This window comes from Bradyrhizobium sp. CCBAU 53338 (assembly GCF_015291665.1).
Classification (GTDB): Bacteria; Pseudomonadota; Alphaproteobacteria; order Rhizobiales; family Xanthobacteraceae; genus Bradyrhizobium.
This window is the reverse complement of the sequence record NZ_CP030048.1, coordinates 5,890,433-5,905,258: the sequence shown is the minus strand read 5'-3', so window position 1 is coordinate 5,905,258 and position 14,826 is coordinate 5,890,433. Positions and strand designations below refer to the sequence as shown.

At 64.9% G+C, this 14,826-nt stretch carries 13 protein-coding genes; 8 read left to right on the top strand and 5 right to left on the bottom strand.

The window, feature by feature from the left end:
• Window positions 1–77: 77 nt before the first annotated feature.
• From XH90_RS27645 to XH90_RS27635, 3 genes are all read left to right on the top strand, one after another.
• Window positions 78–1,088 carry an NAD-dependent epimerase gene (locus XH90_RS27645; protein ID WP_194477451.1) on the top strand — a complete coding sequence of 337 codons (1,011 nt, stop codon included), beginning with the start codon at window positions 78–80 and terminating at the stop codon, window positions 1,086–1,088.
• A gap of 281 nt (window positions 1,089–1,369) precedes the next feature.
• Window positions 1,370–2,683 carry a UDP-glucose/GDP-mannose dehydrogenase family protein gene (locus XH90_RS27640; protein WP_194477450.1) on the top strand — a complete coding sequence of 438 codons (1,314 nt, stop codon included), beginning with the start codon at window positions 1,370–1,372 and terminating at the stop codon, window positions 2,681–2,683.
• A 99-nt stretch (window positions 2,684–2,782) separates the two neighbouring features.
• On the top strand, window positions 2,783–3,667 hold the full coding sequence (locus tag XH90_RS27635; protein ID WP_194477449.1) for an aldose 1-epimerase family protein: 885 nt from the start codon (window positions 2,783–2,785) through the stop codon (window positions 3,665–3,667).
• A 4-nt stretch (window positions 3,668–3,671) separates the two neighbouring features.
• On the opposite strand, the gene XH90_RS27630 is transcribed toward XH90_RS27635, so the two are convergent.
• Complete coding sequence (locus XH90_RS27630) at window positions 3,672–4,520, bottom strand: MBL fold metallo-hydrolase (RefSeq protein WP_194477448.1); 849 nt, start codon at window positions 4,518–4,520, stop codon at window positions 3,672–3,674.
• A 188-nt stretch (window positions 4,521–4,708) separates the two neighbouring features.
• On the opposite strand from XH90_RS27630, the gene XH90_RS27625 reads away from it, so the two are divergent.
• On the top strand, window positions 4,709–5,524 hold the full coding sequence (locus XH90_RS27625; RefSeq protein WP_194477447.1) for a response regulator transcription factor: 816 nt from the start codon (window positions 4,709–4,711) through the stop codon (window positions 5,522–5,524).
• Between the two features lie 27 nt (window positions 5,525–5,551).
• Here the strand turns inward: XH90_RS27625 and XH90_RS27620 are convergent, their stop codons facing one another.
• Window positions 5,552–6,694: a S9 family peptidase gene (locus XH90_RS27620; RefSeq protein ID WP_194477446.1), complete on the bottom strand. Its 1,143-nt coding sequence runs from the start codon at window positions 6,692–6,694 to the stop codon at window positions 5,552–5,554.
• 93 nt (window positions 6,695–6,787) lie between these two features.
• On the bottom strand, window positions 6,788–7,156 hold the full coding sequence (locus XH90_RS27615; RefSeq protein ID WP_194477445.1) for a cytochrome c family protein: 369 nt from the start codon (window positions 7,154–7,156) through the stop codon (window positions 6,788–6,790).
• A gap of 293 nt (window positions 7,157–7,449) precedes the next feature.
• Between XH90_RS27615 and pgm the strand changes: the two genes are divergently transcribed.
• The 4 genes from pgm to XH90_RS27595 all read left to right on the top strand — a co-directional run bounded on the left by pgm (window position 7,450) and on the right by XH90_RS27595 (window position 12,153).
• A complete protein-coding gene (gene pgm / locus XH90_RS27610) occupies window positions 7,450–9,096 on the top strand; it encodes a phosphoglucomutase (alpha-D-glucose-1,6-bisphosphate-dependent) (protein ID WP_194477444.1) in 1,647 nt (548 codons plus the stop codon).
• A gap of 252 nt (window positions 9,097–9,348) precedes the next feature.
• Entirely contained in the window at window positions 9,349–10,398 is a 1,050-nt protein-coding gene (locus XH90_RS27605; RefSeq protein ID WP_194477443.1) for an aromatic ring-hydroxylating dioxygenase subunit alpha, read from the top strand.
• Between the two features lie 5 nt (window positions 10,399–10,403).
• Complete coding sequence (locus tag XH90_RS27600; RefSeq protein ID WP_194477442.1) at window positions 10,404–11,165, top strand: GntR family transcriptional regulator; 762 nt, start codon at window positions 10,404–10,406, stop codon at window positions 11,163–11,165.
• Between the two features lie 7 nt (window positions 11,166–11,172).
• Window positions 11,173–12,153: a PDR/VanB family oxidoreductase gene (locus tag XH90_RS27595; protein ID WP_194477441.1), complete on the top strand. Its 981-nt coding sequence runs from the start codon at window positions 11,173–11,175 to the stop codon at window positions 12,151–12,153.
• A gap of 6 nt (window positions 12,154–12,159) precedes the next feature.
• Here XH90_RS27595 and XH90_RS27590 read toward each other — a convergent pair whose 3' ends face one another.
• Together XH90_RS27590 and XH90_RS27585 are read right to left on the bottom strand one after the other, a co-directional pair.
• A complete protein-coding gene (locus XH90_RS27590) occupies window positions 12,160–14,121 on the bottom strand; it encodes a bifunctional diguanylate cyclase/phosphodiesterase (RefSeq protein WP_194477440.1) in 1,962 nt (653 codons plus the stop codon).
• 317 nt (window positions 14,122–14,438) lie between these two features.
• Window positions 14,439–14,804: a nuclear transport factor 2 family protein gene (locus XH90_RS27585; RefSeq protein WP_194477439.1), complete on the bottom strand. Its 366-nt coding sequence runs from the start codon at window positions 14,802–14,804 to the stop codon at window positions 14,439–14,441.
• Window positions 14,805–14,826 lie beyond the last annotated feature (22 nt).

Below are 14,826 nucleotides of genomic sequence, written 5' to 3'. Positions count from 1 at the left end.
CGGGTTTGAAGCCTTGCCTCTGCCGGTCCAGTCTGGCATTGCAGTGCAGAAGAAATGAAACAGCGGAGAGATTGGCCTTGGCCCCTGTGCTGGTTACTGGCGCTGCCGGCTTTATCGGAATGCATGTTTGCGAACGGCTGTTGGCGCGCGGCGAACAGGTCGTTGGCGTCGATGCGCTCACGCCGTATTACGATCCGGCGCTGAAGCGCGCGCGCCTCGAAACGCTCAGGCACCGTCCCGGCTTCAGCTTCCACGAGATCGACCTGGCTGATTTTGCCGCGGTGATACGCGTCTTCGATGAGGCCGCACCCGATCGGGTCGTGCATCTCGCGGCGCAGCCGGGTGTCCGCGCCTCGATCGACGATCCCATCACCAGCATTCGCGCCAATTGCGACGGATTCGTCACCGTGCTCGAGGCCGGCCGGCGTCGTGGCCTGGCACATCTCGTCTACGCTTCGTCGAGCTCGGTCTATGGCGCCAATCGCACCTTGCCGTATTCGACCGAACAATCGGTCAACCACCCGGTCAGCCTCTATGCCGCGAGCAAGAAGGCCAACGAGCTGATGGCGCACACCTTTGCGCATGTTCACAAGCTGCCGGTGACAGGTCTTCGCTTCTTCACCGTTTACGGCCCGTGGGGTCGGCCCGATATGGCCGCCTGGCTGTTCACGCGCGCGATATTCGCGAATGAGCCGATCAAGATTTTCAACAATGGCGACATGTGGCGCGATTTCACCTATGTCGACGACATCGTCGAAGGCGTGGTTCGCACCCTTGATCGGCCCGCGACGCCAAATCCCGCGTGGAACGCCGAAGCGCCGGAAAATTCGACGAGCTATGCGCCGTATCGCGTCTACAACATCGGCAACAACAAGTCAGTGAAGCTGCTCGAGTTCGTCGAGACGCTCGAGAAGATCATCGGCAAGCCTGCGATCCGCGAGCTCCTGCCGATGCAGGCGGGCGACGTGCTGGAGACGCGCGCGGACATTTCCCCGCTCCAGCGCGACGTCGGTTTCGCGCCGTCGACCTCGATCGCGGAAGGCCTCGCTCGTTTCGTCGAATGGTACCGAAAGTACCACGGCGTTTGATCGCCACATCGAACGCTCGTGGAACTCGTCGAGCATGATGGCGAGCGATCTCGCTCGACGGGACGTCGCCGATGGCAGTGCATCGTTGCGTTACGATGGATCTGGGCGAGGTCGATCTCTGCGATCATGCCGTCCCGTTCGATTGGTCTGCCTGTCACGCGCGACGGTTAAGGTTTGTTCGGTTCGCGAAGCAGACTGCCCTAATGTTGGGCGTGCGACCGGATAGAGAAATGGTCTAGGGTGTTCAGTGGAACATCCGTCTTCAACGGAAAGAGTTTTTCATGCGCATCGCGATGATCGGCACGGGTTATGTGGGACTGGTGTCCGGAGCCTGTTTTGCGGATTTCGGTCACGACGTCACCTGCGTCGACAAGGACGAGAAGAAGATTGCAGCGCTTCATCGCGGCGAGATTCCGATCTACGAGCCCGGCCTCGACGAACTGGTCGCGACCAATGTGAAGGCCAAGCGGCTCGACTTCACAACCGATCTGTCCAGGCCGGTCGCAGAGGCCGATGCCGTGTTCATCGCGGTCGGCACGCCGTCCCGTCGCGGCGACGGTCACGCCGATCTCTCCTATGTCTACGCCGCCGCGAAGGAGATCGCGCAGTCGCTGTCCGGCTTCACCGTCGTGGTGACCAAGTCGACCGTGCCGGTCGGCACCGGCGACGAGGTCGAGCGCATCATCCGCGAGACCAATCCGAAGGCCGACGTCGTCGTCGCCTCCAATCCCGAATTCCTGCGCGAGGGCGCCGCGATCCGCGACTTCAAGTTCCCCGATCGCGTCGTGGTCGGCACCTCCGACGAGCGCGGCCGCAAGGTGATGGGCGACATCTACCGCCCGCTGTCGCTGAACCAGGCGCCGCTGATGTTCACCGCGCGCCGTACCGCCGAGATGATCAAATATGCGGCGAACGCGTTCCTCGCGACCAAGATCACCTTCATCAACGAGATCGCGGACCTCTCAGAGAAGGTCGGCGCCAACGTGCAGGAAGTCGCGCGCGGCATTGGCCTGGACAACCGTATCGGCACCAAATTCCTGCATGCCGGTCCCGGCTTCGGCGGCTCCTGCTTCCCGAAGGACACCAAGGCGCTGATCAAGATCGCGCAGGACTACGACGTGTCCTTGCGCATCGTCGAGTCCGTGCTTGCCGTGAACGAGAACCGCAAGCGCGCGATGGCGCGGAAAGTGAGCCAGGCGCTCGGCGGTAGCTTGCGCGGCAAGACCATCGCGGTGCTGGGTCTGACCTTCAAGCCCGACACCGACGACATGCGCGATGCGCCGTCGATCCCGCTCGTCACGGGCCTCATCGACATGGGCGCGAAGGTCAAGGCGTTCGACCCCGTCGGCATGGAGCAGGCCAAGGGTGAACTTCCCAACATCACCTATTGCGAGGACGCCTATTCCTGCGCGCAAGGCGCCGATGCGCTTGTCATCGTCACCGAATGGGTGCAGTTCCGCGCGCTCGATCTCGACCGGCTGAAGGCGACCATGGCCCAGCCCATTGTCGTCGATCTCCGCAACATCTACCGCCCCGAAGAGATGGCTGCCGCCGGCTTCATTTATGAGAGCGTGGGGCGGTCCGCTCAGGCCTGAGAACTCCCGCGGCATTGATGGTCGCCCGCCTCTTCGCGAGGCGGGCGAAACCGTTTCCGATGCGGTATGATCCCGTCGGCTGCCGCGATGGAGATGATCATGACCGACGACACACACACGCTTCGAAGCGGCTCCCTCACCGCGACCGTCAAGGCGCATGGCGCCGAGATGTGCTCGCTCAGGCACGAAGGCGGCACTGAATTCGTCTGGCAGGCCGGCCCGGAATGGCAACGCCATGCCCCGCTATTGTTTCCGATCGTCGGACGCCTCGCCAATGACGAAATGCGGCATCGGGGCAGGACCTACCGGATAACCCAGCACGGCTTTGCGCGCGACAGCCGTTTCGTCTGGGCCGAACGTGGCGAAGGCCGGTGCTCGCTGGTGCTCGAAGACAGCGCAGCCACGCGCGCGCTTTATCCATTCGCATTCCGCCTGACGGCCACCTACACGCTCGACGATGCCGGTCTTGATCTCTCGCTCACGGTCGTCAACACCGGCGGCGAAACCTTGCCGGTGTCGCTCGGCGGTCATCCCGCTTTCAACTGGCCGCTTCGGCCCGGCGTGCCGAAGGAGAGCTACGCGCTGACCTTCACGAACGAGGAGCCGGCGCCGGTTCGCCGTGTCGAGGGCGGGCTCCTGCTCGCCGCAACGGATCCGAGCCTGGTCGAGGGCAAGGTGCTTCCTCTGTCCGAGGGCCTGTTCACCAGCGACGCAGTCATCTTCGATCCCGTCAACAGCCATGCGGTCCGCTATGCCGCCGCGGATGGCAGCGGCCCCTGGCTCGAAATGTCCTGGCGCGGCTTTCGCGAACTCGGTGTCTGGTCGAAACCATCGGGCGCACCGTTCCTCTGCATCGAGCCCTGGCGCGGCTATGCCAGTCCCAAAAACTTCGACGGAGAATTCACCGACAAGCCGGGCCTGATGCATATCGCGCCCGGCGCGGAGGAGTGCCTGTCGTTCCGGATCGACGTGGGAACGTCTTGAGCTTTTACACCTCGATGCGCGTGAGATCCTCGCCGAGCACGACGGGACCGTCATAGTCGCGCCTGACGTCGGCGAGCAGCGCATCCAGCATGGCATCGTCGGTGCGGGGGCGGTGATGGGTCAGCGCCAGCTTCTTGACGCCGGCCTTGGCCGCGACCTTGCCGACCGTGTCGCCGCAAGCGAGCGTGTATTTCGCGAGCCTCCTGGAGTGCTCATTGTTGATCTCCGGCGTTGCCAGAAAGCAAACCTGAACCAGCAGGTCGGCGCCATCAGCCAGCCGCTCGAGTCCGGGGCAGGGGACGGTGTCGCCTGAAATGGCAATGACCTTGCCCTCGGCCTCGAAGCGATAGCCGAGGCACATCCAGCGCGCGAGAAACGCCGGTGACATGTCGAGGCCGTCGCCGTGCGAGACGAGCTCGGCGCTGATCTTCCAGCGACCGGTGTCGAGGACCGGGCCCGGAACGATGTCGGTTGCGACCACCGGCTTCCAGCCGCCGAAGGTCGGCTCGCCCTGATCGCGCCAGGCGATGTCCTTGTCGTAGACCTGGGTGACCAGCGTGTTGACGAGCCGTTCGGTGTCGGGAGGTCCAAAGATGCGCAGATCGTCCTTGCGCCCGTGCATCCATGAATTCAGCATCACATCGTAGAGGTCGCCGATGTGGTCGAAATGGTGGTGCGTGAGAAAGACCGTGTTGATGGCACCGAGCGGCACGCCGGCCTTGCTGAGCTGCACAACGACGCCGCGGCCGGCGTCGAACAGGATGTTTTCCTCGCCGAGCCTGATCAGCGTGGTCGTCGCCATGCGGCGCGGGTCCGGGCGCGGGCCGCCGGTGCCGAGCAGGATGACTTCCATGGCGTCTACTCCAGTGCGGTTGAATCGGCCTTCGGATGAACGGAACTGTTGTGCCGGGCAACAACGATGCGCTCGATGAGAAGTGTGGGGCAATTCATAGTTAATGCTTCAGGACTGTGACCTATATTGTTCGGGGCACACAACACGCCTAGTATTCCGGCAGGCAATTTCGGGGGATCGAATAAGCCGTGAATGTTCGTTCACAGGACGGCGCATCGCGCAGCGACCCGAATTTGCAGACCGGGTCGCAGGCACACAGGATATCCAACATCGTGGCTGATTCCGCACTTCAGGAATTGCGTCCCATCGGACGCGAGCGATTGATCGTGGTCGAAGACGACCCCGTGACCCGGACGATGCTGGTCGGTTACTTCAGCGAGAACAATTTCGAGGTGGTCGGCGCCGGCACCTGCGCGGAATGCCGCCAGGCGCTGCGCGCGCGCACCGACCTCGTCTTCCTCGACGTGCAGTTGCCCGACGGCGACGGCTTCGAGCTCGCCAAGGAGATCCAGGCGACCAGCAACGCGGGCATCATCTTCGTGACCCGCCGCGACACCGACGTCGATCGCATTCTTGGTCTCGAGATCGCCGGCGATCACTACGTCACCAAGCCGATCAATCTGCGCGATCTGCTGGCGCGTGCGCGCAGCGTGCTGCGACGCCGCTCGATCGACCGCAAGGCCGCGCGCAACCACAATTCGATCGCCTTCGGCGACTGGATCATCGACCTGACGCGGCGCGAGCTGCTCGGCAGCGACGGCAAGCCGGTGGCGCTGACGCGTGCGGAGTTCGACCTGCTCGCCGCCCTCGTCGGTGCGGACGGACGGCCGCTCAGCCGCGACTATCTGATCGAGGTCGTCAGCAACCGTCAGGCCGAGGTCGACATCCGCACCGTCGATGCGCTGGTGGCGCGGCTGCGCCGCAAGCTCGTCGGCAGCGGCACGCCCGTCATCGCCACCGTCACCGGCGTCGGCTACAAGCTCGCGCTCAGCGAGCGTCTCTAGCTCAGCCCTCGTCATGCCGGTGCCGCGCTATCGCGCGCGAAAGACCTGTTCGGTTGACGCCCCCTGCACGTTGCCGGAGGAGAGCCGGTCGTCGACCGCGTAGAGCGTGCAGGTCGGCGACCATTTCATGCAGGCCGCGAGTGAATCGCGTTGCGCCTCGTCCACGGTGTTGCGGCCCGAACGCCAGCCGTAGCCGCCGTTCGGCGACACGGCAAAGGCCTTGTGCGGCGACGTGCTGGCGAGATAGCGCGCAAATTCGGCTTTCGCCGCGTCATTGAAATGGCTCGGCGGCGGCAGCGGATCGGGCGGGCTCAGCACGGCCTGGGCGATCCCGCGCTCGCGCAGGAAGGCGTCGAGATAGGGCGTCCATTGCGGGCGGCCGACCACGGAATAGAGATAGTGGCCGTCGTCGCCGTAACGCGGCGCGACGACGAACTTTGCGTTGCCGCCGCTGGTGCGAAACCCGTCATAGAGGCGGCGCGCCAGGTCGGGGCCGAAATAGGAATCATTGGCCGCATAGACCCACAGCATCGGCACGCGCGAGGTCCTGCCGAGGCTGGCGAAGGTCCGGACCAGGCCATCCTCGTTGCAGACGTCGTCATCGTCGCGCGAGCCGCGGCCGCCGGCAAAATTGATCGCGGCGACCAGACCCGCCGGAGCCTGGGCCGCCAGCGCGACGGTGGCGAGCCCGCCAGCGGAATGGCCGGCTGCGATCATGCCTGACGTGGTGACGTCGCCCCGTCGGGCCATCGCATCGATCGCGGCGCGCAAATCCGCAACCGCGACCGCGGCTGCCGGCAGATAAGCGGCATTGGCACAGCCGCCGACGCTGTCGACGCGCCCCCCCGGCGAGGTGCCATAGCCGCGCCGCATCACGATCAGCGCGGCAAAGCCGCGCCGGGCATATTCCAGCGCGATGCCGTAATATTTGTGAGCCGTCATGGTGGCGCGGTCGTCGAAGCTGCGCGGCGAGCCGTGGCTCAGCAGCGCAAGCGGATAGCGCCTGGTGCCGACAGGGCGAACCAGGAACGCCTCCAGCCCCTGCGGTCCGGCCTCCGTCATCGGAATGCGCAGATCCTCAGTGTAGAACTCGGCGGCGTTCGCGCGAGCCGCAGTTGCCGCGATGGTAAGCAGGATCAGCACGGGCAGATGCCAGCGCGCGACGTTCATGGCGGTCGGTTCTCCCTGGCCGCCAGAATCATAGCAGAATCGCGCGAGCCCGCGAACGTGGCATTGGGCGGATCTGGCGTCCGTCCCGATCCTTTACTTCAGCGTCTGAAGATAAGTGATGACGTCGGATCGATCCCCGGGACTCGGCAACCCCCTGAAGAACATCTTGACGCCGTGGACGTCGCCACGAGGATCGGCGAGATAGGCGTCCAGCGTCGTCGGGGTCCAGGTCTGCTTGTTGGCCTTCATGGCGTCGGAGTACGCAAAGTCCGGGATAGTGGCGGGCGTGCGGCCGACGACGTTCCAGAGGCTCGGGCCGATCTTGTTCACTCCGATCACCGTGGCGTGGCAGTTCTCGCAGGTGCGCTGGAAGATGGTCTTGCCCGCGGCTGCATCGCCTTCTGCGACGGCGGGCGACGTGGCCAAACCCAGCATGAGCACGAAGATCAGACGTCCAGTCATCTTGAATTCACCCCCTGTGGGATATGCGGCGATTGCCGCAAGCTCCGGCGTTTCTTGATCAAACGGCGATGAGCGTGCCCCGCACCGTGCTACGGCGTCTTTGTCCTGTATCAACCCTGATCCGGGACCAAAGTACGAGAGCGCCATGCGGTCGTCGTGGATCATCCGGCACCGGCTGGCGTTGTCGGTTGATCGTGACCGGAACGTGACATCGGTCCGGCAGCCGGCTTGGCGATCGGTCGGCCGATGGTATGGTGCTTCGAACTGTCGTCTTGAGGTACAGAGGAGTTGCAATGGCAGAAGTTGATCCCGCGGCGGGCAAGCCGGTTGCACCAGGCGCGCTCGCCAACGTGCCACGGCTGGTCACTGCCTATTTCGCCAACCGGCCCGATCCGGCCGATCCGGCTCAGCGGGTGGCGTTCGGAACCTCCGGCCATCGCGGCACCTCGCTGAAGAGCAGCTTCAACGAGGGCCATATCCTCGCGACCACGCAGGCCATCTGCGACTACAGGAAAGAGAAGGGACTGACCGGCCCGCTCTTCATCGGCATCGACACCCATGCGCTGGCCGAGCCGGCGCTCGCGAGCGCGGTAGAGGTGTTCGCGGCCAACGGCGTCGACATCATGATCGACAAGGATCACGGCTACACGCCGACGCCCGTGATCTCGCATGCGATCCTGACCTACAACAAGGGCCGCACCTCGGGCCTTGCGGACGGCGTCGTCGTCACGCCCTCGCACAATCCGCCTGAAGACGGCGGCTACAAATACAATCCTCCGCACGGCGGCCCGGCCGACACCGACGTCACGGGCGTCGTCGAGAAGCGCGCCAACGCCTATCTCGCCGATGGCCTCGAGGGCGTGAAGCGCATCGACTACGCCAAGGCGCTGAAATCCTCGACGGTCCACGCCTACGACTACATCACGCCTTATGTCGCCGATCTCGGCAACGTCGTCGATCTCGAACTCGTCAGATCCGCCGGCATCAATATCGGCATCGATCCGCTCGGCGGCGCGGCCGTGCACTACTGGCATCCGATCATCGAACGCTACGGCCTCGAGGCGACCGTGGTGAACGAGGCGATCGATCCGACCTTCCGCTTCATGACTGTCGACTGGGACGGCAAGATCCGCATGGACTGCTCCTCGCCCTACGCGATGGCGAGCCTGATCGCGATGCGCGACCGCTTCGACGTCGCCTTCGCCAACGATACCGACGCCGACCGTCACGGCATCGTCACCCGCACCGGCGGGTTGATGAACCCGAACCACTATCTGGCAACCGCGATCTCCTATCTGTTCGCGCACCGCCCGAACTGGGGCAGGGACGCCGCGATCGGCAAGACCGTGGTGTCGAGCTCGATCATCGACCGTGTCGCCAGGAAGCTCGGCCGCAAGCTGGTGGAGACGCCGGTCGGCTTCAAATGGTTCGTCGACGGCCTCCTCACGGGCGGCTTCGGCTTCGGCGGCGAGGAGAGTGCAGGGGCCTCGTTCCTGCGCCGCGACGGCACGGTGTGGACCACCGACAAGGACGGCATCATCCTCGGCCTGCTCGCTGCCGAGATCATGGCCAGGACCGGCCGCGATCCGAGCCAACTGTTCAATGATCTCACCGCCGAGCTCGGCGTGCCGCACTACGCGCGCATCGACGTCGCCGCGACCGGACCGCAGAAGAACATCCTGAAGTCCGTCACGCCCGAGCAACTCGGCCTGAAGGATCTCGCCGGCGATCCCGTTCGCGCGACGCTGAGCAAGGCCCCCGGAAACGGCCAGTCGTTCGGCGGCATCAAGGTCGAAACCGATTACGGCTGGTTCGCTGCGCGGCCGTCGGGCACCGAGGATGTGTACAAGATCTACGCCGAAAGCTTCCGCAGCACCGAGCATCTGAAGCGGATTCAGGAAGAGGCCCAGGCGGGGTTGAAGAAGGTGTTCGGGGCGTAGGGCGTCCGCCATATCAACAGGTGTCATCACCCGCGAAAGCGGGTGATCCAGTACGCCGTGACGGAAGTTGCGCGAACTAATGACCGCCGCGGAATACTGGATTCCCCGCTTTCGCGGGGAATGACCACCTGCCTTAAGCCTGTATACATAACATCTGATATAGGTATTTCAGTACGCCATTTTTGGCCTTGAACGATTCTATCCCTCGGCTATTGTATACACAACGCATACATAAGCCTTGGGAGATCGCCCGTGACAAAACCCTTCCCCATGAACGCCTGGTACGCTGCCGCCTGGGACGCGGAGGTGAAGCCGGCGCTGCTGCCGCGGACGATCTGCGGCAAGCACATCGTGATGTACCGCAAGGCCGACGGTTCGGTGGCTGCGCTGGAGGATGCCTGCTGGCACCGCCTGGTGCCGCTGTCCAAGGGCCGGCTCGAAGGCGACACCGTCGTCTGCGGCTATCACGGCCTGAAATACAATGCGCAAGGGCGCTGCACCTTCATGCCCTCGCAGGAGACAATCAACCCGTCGGCCTGCGTGCGCGCCTATCCCGTGGTCGAACGCCATCGCTACATCTGGCTCTGGATGGGCGACCCCGCGCTCGCCGACCCCGCGCTCGTGCCCGACATGCACTGGAATCACGATCCGGCCTGGGCCGGCGACGGCAAGACCATTCGTGTGAATTGCGACTATCGCCTCGTGCTCGACAATCTCATGGACCTCACCCACGAGACTTTCGTGCACGGCTCCTCCATCGGCAATGACGCTGTGGCGGAAGCGCCGTTCGACGTCACCCATGGCGAGAAGACTGTCACCGTGACGCGCTGGATGCGCGGCATCGAGGCGCCGCCGTTCTGGGCCAAGCAGCTCGGCAAGCCCGGCCTCGTCGACCGCTGGCAGATCATCCGCTTCGAGGCGCCGTGCACCATCGCCATCGACGTCGGCGTGGCGCCGACCGGCACCGGCGCGCCGGAAGGCGACCGCTCGCAGGGCGTCAACGGCTTCGTGCTCAACACCATCACGCCCGAGACCGAGAAAACCTGCCACTATTTCTGGGCGTTCGTGCGCAATTACCAGATCGGCGAGCAGCGCATCACCACCGAGATCCGCGAGGGCGTCTCCGGCATCTTCCGCGAGGACGAGCTGATCCTGGAAGCGCAGCAGCGCGCGATGGACGAGAACCCCGACCGCATCTTCTACAATCTCAACATCGACGCCGGTGCGATGTGGACGCGCAAGCTGATCGACAGGATGGTCGCCAAGGAAAATCCGCCGACGCATCTCCAGGCCGCGGAGTAGCCCAAGTGAAAGCAGCTCCCGAGCGCGAGGTCGACCGCTCCGTCTCGCAGACCGTGAAGGCTCAGCTCGCGCTGCGCGACCAGATCCTGTCGGGCAGCCTGCGGCCGGGCGAGCGCATCTCCGAGCTTCAGGCGGTGGAGACCACCGGCGCCTCGCGCACGCCGGTGCGCATGGCGCTGGTGCGGCTGGAGGAGGAGGGGCTGCTGGAGGCGATTCCTTCCGGCGGTTTCATGGTCAAGGCGTTTTCCGAGCGCGACATCTTGGACTCGATCGAGTTGCGCGGCACGCTCGAGGGGCTGGCCGCGCGCTTTGCCGCCGAGCGCGGCGTCTCCGCGCGGGAGCTCGAGCCGCTGAAGGAATGCCATCTCGCGATCGACGATCTCCTGCGCCAGGTGCCGATCTCGGTCGACGCCTTCTCTGCCTATGTCACCCTGAACGCACGCTTCCATGCGCTGCTGACCGAACTATCGCGCAGTCCGCCCTTGATCCGGCAGATCGACCGCGCCTCCGCGCTTCCGTTCGCCTCGCCCAGCGGTTTCGTGATGGCGCAGTCGGCGTTGCCCGAGGCGCAGCAGATCCTGATCATCGGACAGGAGCACCACCGCGTCGTGATCGACGCCATCGAGAACCGCGAGGGCGCGCGCGCCGAAGCCGTCATGCGCGAGCATGCGCGGCTCGCGGTGCGAAACCTGCGCCTTGCGCTCCGCAACCGGACCCATCTCGACCTCTTGCCGGCGCTCGCGCTGATCAAGACCGCAACCGATTGAGGGCATCATGCGCTTCATCGAAACCTGGATTCCCGCAACGCTCGTCTCCACGCGCGATCTGTCGCCCGGCATCCGCGAATTCCTGATCAAGCCCGACCAGTTCGACGGTGCGGCCTATCAGGTCGGCAGCCACATCAATGTCAGCGTCACCATCGACGGCCTGCCCGAGACGCGCTCTTATTCGCTCGTCGGCGAAGCCTCGCCACGCGGCTTTCGGATCGCGGTGCGCCGGGCCGACGATTCCCGCGGCGGCTCGCGCTACATGTGGCAGCTCGCGCCGGGCGCGCGGCTCGACATCACCCGGCCGGCCTCGCTCGTCGCCGTCGACTGGGCCCGTGAAAACTATTGCCTGATCGCCGGCGGCATCGGCATCACGCCGATCCTCGGCGCCGCGCAGGCGCTGGCGCGCCGTGGCGCGGATGTTACGTTGCACTATGCGGTGCGCAGTCGTGCAGACGCCGCCTATCTCGACGATCTCACTGCGATGCTCGGCGACCGCCTGGTCGTTCATGCCAGCGATGAAGGCAAGCGGCTCGATCTCGATCGTCTGTTCGCCTCCCTGCCGCAGGGCGCGCTGACGCTGTTCTGCGGCCCGATGCGCATGCTCGATGCCGCCCGCCACGCCTGGATCGGCGCCGGCCATCCGCTCGCCGATCTCCGCTACGAGACCTTCGGCTCCAGCGGCACGTTGCCGACCGAAACCTTTCGCGTGCGTCTGAAGGATTCCAATGTCGAGCTCGAAATCCCGCGCGAGCGATCGATGCTCGACGTGCTCAACGCCAGCGGCTTCGAAGTGATATCCGACTGCAAGCGCGGCGAGTGCGGCCTCTGCGCCATCGACGTCGTCGCCGTCGACGGCGAGATCGACCATCGCGACGTCTTCTTCAGCGACCATCAGAAGCAAAGCAACGCGAAGATCTGCGCCTGCGTCTCGCGCGCGCGGGGCACCATCACGGTGGACACGCTGCTGCGGGCGGATGCGGTTTGAGGGCGGTTACGCCGCGAAAATCGCCCTCAGCTTCTTCGAGCCCAGCATCGCCTGCACGGCGTCCGCCGACACCGGCCGGCCGATCAGGTAGCCCTGCACTTCGTCGCAACTGAACTGGCGGAGATAGTCGAGCTGGTCGGCGGTCTCGACGCCTTCGGCGACCACGCCGATGTTGAGGTCGCGCGCCAGCGAGATCACCGATTTCACGATCGCCGCGCAGTCCGGCTGCACCAGCATGTCGCGGATGAAGGACTGGTCGATCTTGATGCGGCTGAACGGCAGCTTGCGCAGGTAAGTCAGCGACGAGAAGCCGGTGCCGAAATCATCCAGCGCCACGGTGGCTCCCAGCTCCAGCAGCGCATTGAGGATCGAGGCGGCCGAACCGTATTTCGACAGCAGCATCGATTCCGTGATCTCGATCTCGAGCCTGTCAGGCGCGACCTTGGCGTCGGCCAGAGCCTGCACGATGGTCTGGAGAATGCTCGCGTTGTGAAACTGCGCCGCCGAGAAATTCACGGCGACGCGGATGTCCTCCGGCCACTCCGTCAGCGTCGCGCAGGCGCGCCTGATCACCCATTCGCCGATCTCGTGGATCAGTCCGCTTTCCTCGGCGATCGGGATGAACTCGCTCGGTGGCACCAGCCCGCGCGAGGGGTGCTGCCAGCGCAGCAGCGCCTCGAAACCGGTGATGCGGTTTGCATCGAGATCGAGGAAGGGTTGGAACACCAGAAACAGCTCGTCGCGCGCGACGGCGCCGGCGAGATCCGCCTGGAGCGCCTTGCGGTCGCGCGAGACCCTGTCGTCGGCCTCCTCGAAGAAGCAGATCGTGCCGGGGCCGGCCTTCTTGGCGCGATACAGCGCGGCGTCGGCATTCTTCATGATGTCGAGCGGCGCGTTGCCGTCGCGCGGCGCCAGCACGATGCCGACGCTGGTCGCGCCAACAATCTCGCAGCCTTCGATCAGGAACGGTTCGTTGAAGGCCGCGACGAAGCGCTCGGCGATCCCGAGTGCATCTTCGGGCCGCGTCAGGTTGGCCATCACCAGCGCGAACTCGTCGCCGCCGATCCGCGCGACATGCTCGGCCGCGCGGGTGCAGCGTTGCAGGCGGCTTGCGACCTGGACCAGAAATTCGTCGCCGGCGGGGTGGCCGAAGCGGTCGTTGACCTCCTTGAAGCGGTCGAGGTCGAGCAGCAGCACCGCGAATTCCTCGCCTGAGAGGGCAAGGCGTTTCAGCGCTGCGTCGAGCGTTTCGTTGAAGGCGATGCGGTTGGGCAGCTGCGTCAGTGGATCCTGCCGCACCGTGCGCTCGGCGTCGATCTGCCGCATCACGCGCCGCGCGAAGGTGATCGAATTGACGAACACGCCGCGCAACAGCACGCTGCCATAGACCACGACGAGGAAGGCGATCAGCAGGAAGGCGAGATCGCCGTTTCTGCTGAGGCAAATTGCGATGCCGACGAAGATGGGGGCGGTGAAGGCGATGGCGGCGATCGGGATGGTGGCGAAGGCGAGCGCGCCGCCGGCCAGCATGCCCGAGCAGAGGCAGGTGATGACGAGCTGGCCGCCGGTGGATGCGTCCGCGAAGAAGGCGACGGGGACGATGCCCCAGGCGGTGCCGAGCACGAACGCGTTGCGCACCAGCCGATGTATCGCCCGGCGGGAGACGAATTGCGGCTTGGTGATCCTGCGCGAGGCATGGGATTGCACGCCGAACGCGATCGCGGCGCCGGCCACGGCGATCGCCCAGACCACCGCGACGGTCCGGTCGGGCGATTGCCACAGCGCAATCGCGAGCACCGCGGCATTGCAGGCATTGGCCAGCATGATGCCGACCGAATAGCCGAGCACCAGCGACATCTGTTCAGCGCGGATGTGACCTGCAACGGTTTCGTCGGTTGCGGGACCGCCAAAGGCTGACAGATCGCCGGCGAACAGCCGTGCGACATGATTGGTCAGGTGAGTCCGCATTCCAGAGCCTGCAGCATGAGCCGTTTGTCCGGCCTGGTCAGGAGAATTCGCCGCAAACCTTTGACGAACTATGAATTATCCACGCTTGCGGCGGGCTCCGTTACCACTTCTGCGTGTCCGATCGCCGATATCCATAACAAATCGATACAAATGCGGCGCGCCGCGTCGCGGCTGTAACAGCGCAATAGTTGCGCCAGTTCGCCACGAACTCCGCTGTCATGCTCCGGCTTTGACCGGGGCATCCAGTACGCCGCGGCCGGCGAAGCTTCAGCGAAGACCGCAAGCCTGGCGATGACACCTGTGTTCGGGAGACGTCGTCACTGCCCCAACTGCTTCGGGTCGTAAAAGAACCGCTCCTCGATCAGCTTGTCGCCCTGCCAGGTCTGCCAGGCGATCTCCTCCAGCCTGCGCGTGACGCCTTCGGCGTTGGTGAAGCTGAAGATCCAGCGCGAGGCGACGTTGTCGCCCTCGATCAGGCTCGGCCCGACGCGGACCGCCTTGACCTCCTCGAAGGCGGCGAGCACGCCGCGCTCTTTTGCCACCAGCTTGTCCCGTCCAACCATCGGCGCGGCGTTGTTCTCATAGGTGGCGGCATCGGGCGTATAGAATTGCTCGATCGCGCCGACGAAATCCCCGGCTTCCAGACGCTGCGCAAAGGCTTCGACGACGTCGCGGCTTGGCATGGCACACCTCACGGGTAAAACC

Excerpts from the sequence above, each read along its gene's own strand:
- XH90_RS27630 (WP_194477448.1), bottom strand. The coding sequence starts at position 4,520 with ATGGAAGTCATCCTGCTCGGCACCGGCGGCCCGCGCCCGGACCCGCGC.
- XH90_RS27585 (WP_194477439.1), bottom strand. The coding sequence starts at position 14,804 with ATGCCAAGCCGCGACGTCGTCGAAGCCTTTGCGCAGCGTCTGGAAGCC.
- pgm (WP_194477444.1), top strand. The coding sequence starts at position 7,450 with ATGGCAGAAGTTGATCCCGCGGCGGGCAAGCCGGTTGCACCAGGCGCG.
- XH90_RS27615 (WP_194477445.1), bottom strand. The coding sequence starts at position 7,156 with ATGACTGGACGTCTGATCTTCGTGCTCATGCTGGGTTTGGCCACGTCG.
- XH90_RS27635 (WP_194477449.1), top strand. The coding sequence starts at position 2,783 with ATGACCGACGACACACACACGCTTCGAAGCGGCTCCCTCACCGCGACC.
- XH90_RS27595 (WP_194477441.1), top strand. The coding sequence starts at position 11,173 with ATGCGCTTCATCGAAACCTGGATTCCCGCAACGCTCGTCTCCACGCGC.
- XH90_RS27640 (WP_194477450.1), top strand. The coding sequence starts at position 1,370 with ATGCGCATCGCGATGATCGGCACGGGTTATGTGGGACTGGTGTCCGGA.
- XH90_RS27620 (WP_194477446.1), bottom strand. The coding sequence starts at position 6,694 with ATGAACGTCGCGCGCTGGCATCTGCCCGTGCTGATCCTGCTTACCATC.
- XH90_RS27590 (WP_194477440.1), bottom strand. The coding sequence starts at position 14,121 with ATGCGGACTCACCTGACCAATCATGTCGCACGGCTGTTCGCCGGCGAT.